Raw genomic sequence first — 11,428 nt, forward strand, 5'->3', positions numbered from 1 at the left:
TTGAATAGATGACTGAGAATCCACACCAGACGACACTTGACACCGCTCTCACCGAGTCGGGACTGGAGGCGGTGAACTGGACGTTCCCGGACGCGGACACGCAGTACCTCACGCACGGGCTGCACAACTACCCCGCCCGGATGGTCCCCCAGATTCCCGACCGGCTCCTCTCTTACTATCTCGACGAGGGCGTCCTCGAGGAAGGCGACGTCGTCTACGACCCGTTCTCCGGCAGCGGGACGACTGCCGTCGAGGCGCGACGCCACGACTTGAATGCCGAAGCCAACGATATCAACCCGCTCGCGGTATTGCTCACGCGAGCAAAGTCGATTCCGCTCGACCCAGAGGAGGTCGAGGCCGCACAGACGACGCTCCTCGACGGGCTGAAGAGCCGGCTAGCAGACGTCGAATCCCAGTACGAAGCTGGCGAGCCAATCGACGTTGAGGAGCCGGCCGTGCGGGATGGCTGGTTCCCCGAACCACAGCTCACGCAGCTCGCCGTCATTCGGGACCGCATTGACGACCTCGAGCGCGAGTACGACCAAGCGCTCGCCCGCTTCTTCCGCGTCGCGCTCTCGCACACGACCCGGAAGGTCAGCTACCAGCGCAACGGCGAGTACAAGCGGTACCGACTCTCCGAGGAGGACCGCGAGGACCACGACCCCGACGTCTATCCCATCTTCGAACAGAAGGTCCGCGAAAACGTCTCCATGATGAAAGACTACAGCCGGGAGACGTCACGCGACCAGCAAACACAGGTCCACTACGCGGACTCTCGGGAGGCGGCCGACGTCGAGGACGACAGCGTCGATATCGTCATCACGTCGCCCCCGTACGGCGACCACGGGACGACCGTCGCGTACGGACAGTTCTCTCAGGACCCCGCCATCGTCTCGTGGGGCCGCGAGTACGACGAGATGCGCGAGGTCGACAAGACCGGACTCGGCGGGTCGAACCGCGTTCTCGAACCACTCGAAGAGATCGAAGAGTGGTCGGAGGCGCTCTCGGCGACGCTGGAGACGTTACGCGAGAAGGACGGCCGGTCCGACGACGCGATGGAGTTCTTCCGCGACTACTACGCGGTGATGGAGCAGGTCAAGCGCGTCCTCAAGCCGGGACAGCCGGTCGCGTGGGTCGTCGCGAACCGGACGATGAGCCGCGTGAACATCCCGACGCACCTCATCACCCAGCAGCTCTGCGAACACCTCGGCTTCGAACTGACGCACATGCTCCCCCGGGAGATCCCGAACAAGACGCTCCCCTGGGAGAACGCGCCGGAGAACCAGCCGGGCGTCAAAGGCGACTTGATGGCCAACGAGAACATCGTCGTGATGACCGCGCCGGAAGAATAATCGCGATTTACGCCTCGTGACCGGGGTCTAAGTCTTGCAGCGTCCCGTGCTCGCGATAGTGTTGCATATCGGCGGCAAACTCCTCGTTGGAACGAAGGAACAGGAAGTCATCGAACGCTTCCGCTCCGTCGAAGCCCCAGAGGTCGGCGTTCGTTCGATGTTCGTACGCCTCGTTCCCGTCATCGACTTTCTCGTCGAGAGCCTTTACGTCGGCCAAGGTGGACGGAGGCACGTAGGCCGCAACTGAGGACTCGATCCACCGCGTCCCTTGGTCGTTGCCGTCGAACATGCCATTCCGTACTTCCTTTTCGTCGTCGAAGAACGAGCAGAGGACCCATGGATTCTTCTCGTCCATCAGCGACCGACTGGCACGCTCTCTGGACTTCTCTGACTTCACTTCAGCATTCAAGCAGCCATTCGAGGTCTCGGAGAACACGATCAGGTCCGCGTCGTCGCCCTCCTCCGAGAATTCGTCGCCGCTAGAGTATCCGATACTCCGCAGACACCGGTTGTATATCTCCTCGTTAGCGTCGCCAGCGATGGATTTCGTGGCCTGATTTATTGACTGGACCCGCGACGGTAGTTCGTCGGCGGCGATCATCGCAATCTCACTCATCACTGCGTCGACGACATCTGGTAATCCACCGGTCAAATCCGCTGTCTCAAGGCTGTTTTCGAGTGAGCGAGCCTGAAACTCCCGCATGCTCGCCTTCGCGTATTCGTCCTTCATCAGATCGCCTTTCTCCGCACACCCTCGCTTCACGTTGTTCATCGTGGCGCACGTCACGTCTTCCACGTCCACGTGGCGCGCACCGACATCAACCCACGAAACCGCTTTTGGATGCTGCCCGACAATCCAGTCTAGTAACGCTGGTTTCCAGTCGAAAAGCAGCTTCACTCGCTTCTTGAACGTGTTGTCGCTTCCATCGAAGCCGCGTTCTTCCGCCAATAACTGCACGTGCTCGAACGCCAGTGGCTCTTCGGCCTCGTTAACGACCTCGATAATCGTTCTGAGGTCGTCGTATGTGTCTTGCTGAACCCTCTTCTGGCCCTTCAGGTCCGCAAACTCGGCCTTTCCGGGGACTGTAAATTCAGCAGCCATCAGAACTCGTCCAGCGTGTTCTGCCCAGTATTCTGGGTTGATTCACTGACTACGTCAGTTGCTTCCCCATCAAGGAGCGGTGTCCGTTCCTCGAAGGCTTCGTCAAGTCGGCTTTCGTCCATGATGCGCCACGCGGTGCCTCGGTTCCGGATGTTGCCGTTGTCCTTGATGTGCATCCGGAGGTCGAGCGTGATGACGCCGTCCCGCATCAGCCCGAGGAAGTCGTCACCGTCGAAGCCGTCGAGGTGGTACGCCTCGTTGTAGTGGAAGTATTCGCGGCCGTCGCGCTTCTCGACGTCCGCGATAACGAGGATAAGCTCGGGGAGCTTCCGTTCGAAGACATCGCGGAGTAGGCTCAACGGGTACGTTGCACAGATGCCGTAATCGTCGTGGACGACGGAGACGGAATTGTCGTCGTAGTCGAGGTAGAACCCGCGGTTGTTCGACTCGCCGGTTCCGATGGTGACTTTCAGCGCTTGGCGGTCCTTCGAGTCGACGTATCCGAGTTCCCTGACGAGGTCTTGGTTCCAGAGTTCTCGCTGGTCTCGCGGCGGCTCTTTCGTGAAGAGCGTCGTGAGGTTGTTCGACTGGCGTCGCGTACTCTTTAGTTCGATGCCCGCGGCGTCCGGGCCTGGGATGTTGTTCTCCTCGATGCCGAGAAGGTCCTCGAGCGTTTTCCCGATACCCGTGTTGCCAGCGCGGTGAGTCTCGATGAAGCCTTTGGATTCGATCTCTTGGAGGGCGTCGACAAACTCGTCGAAGCTGTCTACCGGCATCGTCGCCCTAGAATGTAGCCTAGTATTTATCGATAGGGTACTGGATACTTACCAGAGTAAGGAGGGAAAGCTGTCAGTAGTTATATTAACCAACAGAACTCCCTGAACTCCCACTCATGTTGGTTAACGACAAAAGCAGCCAACCAACACCCGATTCATTCCCACCCCCTCACTGTTAACCAACACTGACCGAATATAGCGATGCGTGTTGGTTAAGATAACGATGACCTCAAGCGACGACTCGGACAGTAATCTCGTCCCCCTGAGTAATTGGGCAAGTCCCACCAGTAATGTGGAACGCGATTTCACCACGCTGAGTAGCCACCATCAGGAACTAGTTGGTTCGCTTGCCGACGCTACATGCACACCACGCTGACCAAGTGGCTACTCGGGATCACACGACAGCGGGACGTCGATGGTCCCCTGGTCGTCGAAAGAGACCCCATTCGTCGGTATCGGCGTCATCTTCTTCAGTAACTATTAGAGCGGTGGTTGTGCCTGTATGGCAGTACGTCGATTATGTCCTCCACCAGAATTAAATAAATTTACACTAAATATAAGGAGCCTACACTTATGCCCGATTCGGCGGCCTTGACCGTTCGGTCAACCAAGGACTGGGAATGGCCCAACTCCTACAACATCCAGCTATCCCCGGATACACGCAGAAACAACTTCCCGGCACTCTCCCACGGAGACCCCCTTAGAATTGAGGCTGAACACAACGGCACCACCTTCGCTATATTCGGTAAAGCCGACCTTAGAAACGTCACTCACTTAGACCCCGGAGAGATCGGCATCGGGTCGAATTTACGGTACGCACTCGGTGTCCCAACGGGAGAGTCAATTCAAGTTTTCGACAGGACGCCCCCGGACCACCGAACTAAACGTCTTGACCATGTTTTCGGCAAACGACCGGTACTCTGTCGTGTCCGGAAAAGCGTTCATCCGGATATCGGATTTAATGTTTGTCGGATTAGCGAGACCACGATGGATGCTCTCGGTATCACCGCAGGTGATCGCGTTGTTATCGAATCTGCGGAAGAATCTACGAAGTTGAAGGCATTGCCGTTGCGGGACGAAGTCACCGGTCGTAAGAACCAACAGATAGAACAGAACCCTGACCGATATCCTGATCCGGTTGACGTTCTGGGTATCAGTGGTCTTGCAGAGACGGACGTTGATATCCCTGAGATCTACCTTGACGCTGAGCGTCGAAACGAACTCAAACTTGGACAACAAAGCAATGCGGACGATTCAACCCCGCTTGATTCTGGAGTTTGCCAACCGGTGAAAGTCACACGAAACGCGACGAGCGTCTATATTCGGTCGCTCAACGAGTCCACCGTTCCCGTAATTGCGGGACTGCTCGCGACGATTTTCGTGTTTGACCCCTGGCTCAATTCTGAAGGCAAAGTGGCTATCGTCGTGTTAGGTGTGCTGTTCATTCTTCTCTCGATCTGGTATCGTGTCCGCCGGCAAACTTTCGGCTAAACAGTTTCATGGGCCAAATTCGCATATCAAGTGTGTGTGCTTGCGGATGTCACTGGGAGAATGATTTGTCGATAGTTCGGAGGTAGAACGGTTAGCAGTTGTTCCAAATACGGTTAGTCGAGTTTGGGTGTGGTATTCGCGAATTGGCAGGCACTGTTGAAACGCCAGACCTTCTCACAGGACCGCGTCAGGAATGCGATTTTATCAGCGTCAAGGTGTTGATAATCGGCGTCAGCTGCCACACAGTTCGTTTGGGCATCACTCGCGTCAAGCGATTTTGACCCCCGAAGGCTTACCACTGTTCTACCGGAACGTCCCCAGTATGCCCTCCCGGACGCGTCGCCAGGTCCTCGCAACAATCGGGACTGCAAGCGCCGCCCTCGCCGGCTGTCTCACGCAGTCGCAGCCGTCCGGCGACCTCGGCGACGTCGCGGGCGCGTGGCCGATGGCCGGCCAGAACGCCAGTCACACGCGACAGGTTGACGCGAGCCCGACGAACCCTGACTCCGTATGGAAAATCGAACTTGATGCTGCTCGAAGCACTGGCACGCCCGCATTCGCTGGCGGCCGACTGTACGTCCCCGTCGACGCAATCACCGAGACCGCACGCCACCGCTACCGGCTCCACGCGCTGTCGGCGGCGACTGGTAGCGAGCGCTGGCAGGTGCCGCTGCGGTCGGAGCCGGTCGGCCCACCCGCAGTGAGCGGCGACCACGTCGTCGTCACAGCCAAACGCGCGCTCGAACAGGGCCGCATCGTCGGCTTCGAGACACAGTACGGTGCCGAGGACTGGCTCGTCGACATCGACGCGCGACTGACTGCGCCACCGACGACCGCGAACGGCGTCGTCTACGTGCCCGACTGGCGTGGCCGCGTCCACGCGCTCCTGGTTGCCGACGGGACCGAACTGTGGTCACGCGACGTCGACATCGACGGTGGTCGGGGGACGTTCGCCAACGCAGTCGCCGTTAGGGACGGAACGGTCTACGTCGGATCGTAGTCGGGCGAGACAGGCCTCGTCGCATTAAACACCCAGACTGGCGACACGCAGTGGACGGCGTCCACGCCGGCAATCACTGGCGGGCCAGTCGTTCATTCGAACGGAATCGTCGTCCAGAGTCACCAACTCGTGATCGTGTTCGACCACGAGGGGACGCGCAAGTGGACGTTCAACGTCCGCGGAGACACGCAATGCCCGCTCGCCGTCGACGACCGCCACGTGTACGCCGCTACGCAGGACGCCCTCTACGCCATCGACCGGACGGGTGAGCAAGCATGGATGCATGAAGTGGCGGGCGCGCAGTTCGGCGCGTCGACTGTCGCTGGAGACTCGATTCTCGTGCAAGGGGATGGGCAGCTCATCGCGCGTTCGTCCCCGGCGGGCGACGAGCACTGGACAACCAATGCGAGTGGGCGTGGTCGTGTCATCGTCGCTCCGACTGCTGTCTTCCTTGCTGACGCTGCGACCGTAACCGCGCTCGGCAACCCCGAGTAGCAGTCCTTCAGCGGCGGCCGCTTGCCCGGACGCATCCCAGGTGGTACCGCGACCATCACCAAAGCAGTGGGTTCTCAGCGCGCTCGCCCGTGGAAACCGAGCTTCTGCACCGCGGCCGGGTTTTTCGACCCCTGAGTGGGTGAGGGGTTCGCCACGATGGCGGACGCCTCGAACTCGGTGAATCAACGATGCCGACGAGTGACAGCTACGCGCGTGGCTTCGACGAGGACGTACAGACTACTGGTAATCAGTGTCCCGAATGTGGCGGTCGCGTCACTACGAACGTCGTCGAAACAGTCTGCGAAGACTGCGGACTGGTTATCGACGAACAGCGCATCGACCACGGGCCGGAGTGGCGGTCCTGTACGGACGAGAAACAGCGGACTGGCGGACCACTCACGGTTGCACGTCACGACCGTGGGCTCTCGACGGAGATCGGGAAACACACTGATGCGAGCGGGAACACGCTCTCGGGGCGGAAGCGCCGCCAGCTCGGGCGGCTGCGCCGCGAGCAGTCCCGGGGCCGCTTCCAGTCGAAAGCCGAACGTAATCTCGCACATGGTCTGGGCGAGGTGCGACGCATCAGCAGTGCGCTGGGCCTCTCGGAGACGCTCCGTGACCAGGCGTGTCAGTTGTTCCGGAGCGCACAGAACGAAGCCCTCCTGCAGGGGCGGTCGATCGAAGGCATTGCCGCGGCGAGCGTCTACGGCGCGTGTCGCTGTACCGGCCGGTCGCAGACGCTCGACGACGTCACGGTGCCGGCACGCGTCGAGCAGTCTCGCGTCAAGAACGCGTACCAGACGCTGAACGCGGAACTTGGCTTACCGGCGAAGCCAGTGCGACCGAGCGCGTTCGTGCCGCGCCTCGCCTCCGAGCTCGCGTGTCCCGACGATGTTCGCCGACAGGCGCGGACGCTCGCGGAACGCGCCGAGACGGCTGGCGTGACAGCGGGCGTGCATCCAGCCGGCTTCGCCGCGGCGTGCCTCTACGAGGCACTGCGTGAGCGTGGCCGGCACCCATTGAAAACACGGGTCGCGGAGGCAGCCGACGTCTGTGTTTCGACGGTGCGGACGCATCAACAGACGGTTCGCGAACTGGAACTGTAGGGTGGTTGCTGGGACCCGTGTTGCTGTCGGCTACCCGACAAACCCGTAGGGAACAGATTGGGCGCCTACGTTCGTTCCGACAACCGGGCGCGGGTAGCTGCGGTTCGTTCAGCACCCACCATCTTAACCAACACTCGTGGCGATTCACGGCCAGTGTTGGTTAACGCTGGGGACGTGCTGTCGCCAGAACGGCGTCACCTGCCACGGCGGCGCGCTATTTGAGTATTTGAGCGAGGCCAAATGAGGCCCGCCAGAAGTCAGGGATTCGTGTACACGACGTGGCCTGCCGAGCTTGGAATGGCGAGACGCCCGTACTAGTCGCTGCTGTTACGCCATTACGCTGCTCTGCAATACCTGTCGACCGTATTCCTCCGTAGCAGTTTTTCGTGCGCCACGAGGGGTGCGGCGCGCCTCCTGAGAGGCGGGTCGTGGTGTCCGTGATGACGGCTAGTGCCTCGTCGGTCTCCTTCGAGGAGACCGACACGCGATCCGACGAGATGCACAGCACCATCGAACAGTGGATCGACGAGCTCGTGGCTGGCGTCGACGACGCGCAAGCCAGCAACGAATTCCAGGACTGGTTGGACGTCCAGAGTCGCTTCCACGACTACTCGTATCGGAACACGCTCCTGATTAAACGCCAGTACCCGGAGGCGACCCGGGTGGCAGGGTATCGGACGTGGCAGGAGGAGTTCGACCGCCACGTCAAGGAGGGCGAGTCGGCCATCTGGATCTGGGCGCCGATCATCACCAAGCAGTGTCCGGAGTGCGAGAACTCGCCGAGCTACCACGAGGACAGTGACTGTGAGTACGACGAGACGCCGCCCGAGGAGTGGTCGAAAGGCCTCGTTGGATTCAACCCGGCGCCCGTCTTCGACGTCTCCCAGACGGAGGGTGAGCCGCTTCCCGACCTCGACACCGCGGCAACTGGTGACGCCGGCAATCTCGTGCCACGACTCTTGGACATGGCGGATGACCTCGACGTGACGGTGCGCATCGTTCCCGCGGATGAATGGACGCATGGCGAGGCAAAGGGTGTCTGTGAACGGCTCAGTCCATTGAACGCGCAGCCGGTTGTGGAAGTCCGTGACCGGGAGAACGACGCGGACCTCGCCCGGACGCTCATCCACGAGTACGCACACGCCCTGCTACACGCTGGCGTGACTGAGACGGCCGAACGGTCGAAACGCGAGGTCGAGGCAGAGTCAGTCGCGTACATCGTGGGACGGTACTGCGGGCTGGATACGAGCCGGTCGGCGTTCTACCTCGCCGCGTGGGAATCGGACGATCCTGAGGTCGTTCGCGAGCGACTGGACCGTATCAGCCGGACGGCCGAGGAGCTGATCGAGACGCTGGACGCGTAGGTTCGTGGCCGCGGCCGTGTTTTTCTGCGCCCGCGGAGCGGTGGAGGCGCACTCGCGTCTCCACTGAATCATGGTTTCCCAGCAACTCAGCGCGGTTCCTGAAACCGTCCCACGGGGCATCGCTCGAACCGACCTTGAACCACGGACGAAGCGAGCGCTCGAGGAGGCGATGGCCGTCTCCCTGCTGGAAAAAGGCGGCCGCTACGAGGTCCGGACCGCGTCCGGGAGCTGGTACGAGGTCGACATCGTCGCCGAAGCGTGTACCTGCCCGGATTGGAAGTATCGCACGCCCGAGGGCGGCTGCAAGCATCTACGGCGCGTCGACGTCGAACTCAAGCTCGGCCGGGTGCCCCGGCCCGATGGCCGACTCCCGGACCAAGCGCGCCACGAGCCTTAACCAACATGCGGTTCGTCCAGGGCGCGGTGCCGGGCAATGAGGGCGCCGGCTTCTCCGAGGCTTTAGTGGGCATCGACGGCGAGTGGCGAGCCATCCAGAGCAAAGCGATGCCCAGGAGAAGCAAGTCATCGACTTCGACCCCACCTCACTGCTATGCACGCTGGTGACTGTTAGGGACAACTTGCTGTGGTCGGGAGTTTGAAGACCTTTCCCCGTCTTCAGCGAAGGGTAGCTCTCTGGTGACGAATCTGATGGGAGTGCCGTCGTTATCCGATTCAACCCAAATATAAGGTAAAATAATTATGAATGGCGAACGTTGTGTTATTAGTTTCAAAACAGTCTAAACACACCCATAATCCGTGGTTTATAAAATAATCGTTTTCCGATATCCGGGTTCTCTTCGATTATTTACAGGCAATACTTCGGGAAACCGCCGATTGAAACGATAGCTTTATTGGCGAAGTATTCAACAGACGGTGTGTAATGACGGATGACAATGACATGCAGCGTCGAAGTTTCCTGAAGGCCGCCGGCGGGACTGCCGCAGCCCTCACTCTGGCTGGCTGTTCCAGTAACGATAACGGCGGTAGCGGGACGACGACGGGTGATTCTGGCGGTGGCGAGACGACGACCACGACCGAACAGAGCACCCGGGAAATTGCGAACCTCGCGATCGAGGCTGAGGACGATTACACGTTCTCCATGGAGCTCACTGGGCCGTTCCATCAGGTCATGGAGATGCTCTCATACTCCTCGTTCGCTGCAGTTCCGGAGAATTACGTCGACGACCTGCCGGACGTTGACGGTGAAGTCGATCAGTCGACGTTCGGTTCCGAGGACCCCGTCGGGACGGGCCCCTTCCAGTTCGAGAGCTGGTCTGACGGGACCGCTGTTGACGTTACCGCGTTCGATGACTTCCACGGTGAGGGTCCTGAACTCGATGCGGTTCACTGGCAGGTCATTCAGGATTCCAACGCGAGCTACCAGTACGGCCAGAACCAGAACTCGGACATCGCGCCAATGCCGACGTCCCAATACGACCCGGATCTAATCTCCGTCGAGGGGACGGACGACCGTGACCGTGACTACGGCACGTACGGGCCGATGAACAACGGTGAGACGGCCAACTACCTGCGCGTGCTGTCTGCCGGGACGCAGTACCTGGGGTTCAACGCCCAGCAGGTCGAGAAGCCGGTTCGCCAGGCGGTTGCGTACGTCCTCAACCAGACATCCATTGTCGAGGAGGTCTTCAAATCTCGTGGCCTCCCCGCGACGCACCTGACGCCGCCGACACTGTTCGACGGCGGGCAGGACGTCTACGACAGCCACGGCGAAGACTACCCCTACAGCGTTGACGAAGCGGACCTCGAGTCCGCTCGGCAGATCATGGAGGAGGCGGGCTACGGCCCGAACAACCGCGTGGAGATTACCTTCGCACACCAGGAGGGGACCTCACAGTACGCTGACGTCGCAAGTCTCCTTGGCGACCAGCTTCAGAGCGTCTACATCGACATCTCCGTCGAACCGACGCCGTGGTCGACGCTGCTTGAGCGCGGCCGGAACGGGAACCTCGAGATGTTCCTGCTGGGGTGGCTCATGGACTATCCGGATCCGCACAGCTTCATGCAGCTTCTCAATCCCGACTTCACGAACACCTCCGAGGCCGGCCCGCTTGCCTACACGGACTGGCGGGACACCGAAGCTGCGCAGGCGAACCGTGACGCCTGGGGAGAGATCACGGACAACCTTCAGCCGACTGACGAGGCCGCGTCCACTCGCCAGGAACGCTACCTCGAGATGGAGGAAAACAACTGGGAAGACGCCGTCATTATCCCGCTCTACCACCCATACGACGAGCGGATCTCTTACGACACTGTCGACATGCCCCGGTTCGGCAGCGCTGGTCCCAGCCGCCAGAAGCTCAATCAGGTCACGAAGTCCGGTGACTCGAACACCTTCCAGGACGTTATGACCGGGTCGATTACGACGTTCGACCCCATCGCTGCCACTGACACGGCGTCCGGTGAAGTCATCACCCAGCTGTTCGATGGGCTGATGCAGTATCCCAACGCTGAGGTCACTCCGGAAGGCAATCTTGCGACGGATTACGAGGTGTCCGACGACTACACGTCCTACACCTTCACGCTCAAGGAGGGTGTGACGTTCCACAACGGGAGTGAATTCACGGCCCAGGATCTGGTGTACTCCTGGAACCGGCTTGCGAACTCCCAGAACAGCAACCGGGACTACTTCCTCCTGGACAATCTGGGCGTAGAGTACGAAACCGAAGAAATCGACGTCGAGTAGCCGTCTGCAACCGCTCCCTTTTTGTAGGGGAGTGCGAA

9 protein-coding genes and 1 pseudogene are annotated in these 11,428 nt (G+C 60.4%); 8 read left to right on the forward strand and 2 right to left on the reverse strand.

From position 1 onward, the window contains the following. Positions 1–8: 8 nt before the first annotated feature. A complete protein-coding gene (locus HHUB_RS12025; RefSeq protein ID WP_059057844.1) occupies positions 9–1,352 on the forward strand; it encodes a DNA methyltransferase in 1,344 nt (447 codons plus the stop codon). A gap of 7 nt (positions 1,353–1,359) precedes the next feature. Here HHUB_RS12025 and HHUB_RS12030 read toward each other — a convergent pair whose 3' ends face one another. Further along, positions 1,360–2,454, reverse strand: coding sequence for a hypothetical protein (locus tag HHUB_RS12030; RefSeq protein ID WP_059057845.1), 1,095 nt, complete (start codon positions 2,452–2,454; stop codon positions 1,360–1,362). Then, on the reverse strand, positions 2,454–3,230 hold the full coding sequence (locus HHUB_RS12035) for an MvaI/BcnI family restriction endonuclease (RefSeq protein ID WP_059057846.1): 777 nt from the start codon (positions 3,228–3,230) through the stop codon (positions 2,454–2,456). The genes HHUB_RS12030 and HHUB_RS12035 overlap by 1 nt, the downstream gene beginning before the upstream one ends. A 573-nt stretch (positions 3,231–3,803) precedes the next feature. Between HHUB_RS12035 and HHUB_RS16670 the strand changes: the two genes are divergently transcribed. The 7 genes and pseudogenes from HHUB_RS16670 (at position 3,804) to HHUB_RS12065 (ending at position 11,390) form a co-directional block, all read left to right on the forward strand. Continuing rightward, positions 3,804–4,721 carry a hypothetical protein gene (locus tag HHUB_RS16670; protein ID WP_157534000.1) on the forward strand — a complete coding sequence of 306 codons (918 nt, stop codon included), beginning with the start codon at positions 3,804–3,806 and terminating at the stop codon, positions 4,719–4,721. A gap of 322 nt (positions 4,722–5,043) precedes the next feature. Next, positions 5,044–5,721 (forward strand): outer membrane protein assembly factor BamB family protein, encoded by a 678-nt coding sequence (locus tag HHUB_RS17240; protein ID WP_197570627.1) that lies wholly within the window; start codon positions 5,044–5,046, stop codon positions 5,719–5,721. Between the two features lie 129 nt (positions 5,722–5,850). Then, on the forward strand, positions 5,851–6,216 hold the full coding sequence (locus HHUB_RS17245) for an outer membrane protein assembly factor BamB family protein (RefSeq protein WP_394329532.1): 366 nt from the start codon (positions 5,851–5,853) through the stop codon (positions 6,214–6,216). 188 nt (positions 6,217–6,404) lie between these two features. Continuing rightward, positions 6,405–7,322, forward strand: a complete 918-nt coding sequence (locus HHUB_RS12050; RefSeq protein WP_059057848.1) for a transcription initiation factor IIB — start codon at positions 6,405–6,407, stop codon at positions 7,320–7,322. A gap of 437 nt (positions 7,323–7,759) precedes the next feature. Continuing rightward, the gene (locus HHUB_RS12055) at positions 7,760–8,686 is read left to right on the forward strand and encodes an ArdC-like ssDNA-binding domain-containing protein (protein WP_059058311.1); all 927 of its coding nucleotides are present in this window, start codon (positions 7,760–7,762) and stop codon (positions 8,684–8,686) included. A 121-nt stretch (positions 8,687–8,807) separates the two neighbouring features. Next, positions 8,808–9,083: pseudogene (locus tag HHUB_RS12060) on the forward strand (hypothetical protein); the annotation flags it as partial. Positions 9,084–9,566: 483 nt separating this feature from the next. Continuing rightward, positions 9,567–11,390 (forward strand): ABC transporter substrate-binding protein, encoded by a 1,824-nt coding sequence (locus HHUB_RS12065; protein WP_059057849.1) that lies wholly within the window; start codon positions 9,567–9,569, stop codon positions 11,388–11,390. The last annotated feature ends 38 nt before the right edge of the window (positions 11,391–11,428 follow it).

Source organism: Halobacterium hubeiense (assembly GCF_001488575.1).
Taxonomy (GTDB): domain Archaea; phylum Halobacteriota; class Halobacteria; order Halobacteriales; family Halobacteriaceae; genus Halobacterium; species Halobacterium hubeiense.

Bases quoted from the DNA above. Each gene is read 5' to 3' on its own strand.
- HHUB_RS12025 (WP_059057844.1), top strand. From the start codon at position 9: ATGACTGAGAATCCACACCAGACGACACTTGACACCGCTCTCACCGAG.
- HHUB_RS12030 (WP_059057845.1), bottom strand. From the start codon at position 2,454: ATGGCTGCTGAATTTACAGTCCCCGGAAAGGCCGAGTTTGCGGACCTG.
- HHUB_RS12035 (WP_059057846.1), bottom strand. From the start codon at position 3,230: ATGCCGGTAGACAGCTTCGACGAGTTTGTCGACGCCCTCCAAGAGATC.
- HHUB_RS16670 (WP_157534000.1), top strand. From the start codon at position 3,804: ATGCCCGATTCGGCGGCCTTGACCGTTCGGTCAACCAAGGACTGGGAA.
- HHUB_RS17240 (WP_197570627.1), top strand. From the start codon at position 5,044: ATGCCCTCCCGGACGCGTCGCCAGGTCCTCGCAACAATCGGGACTGCA.
- HHUB_RS12050 (WP_059057848.1), top strand. From the start codon at position 6,405: ATGCCGACGAGTGACAGCTACGCGCGTGGCTTCGACGAGGACGTACAG.
- HHUB_RS12065 (WP_059057849.1), top strand. From the start codon at position 9,567: ATGACGGATGACAATGACATGCAGCGTCGAAGTTTCCTGAAGGCCGCC.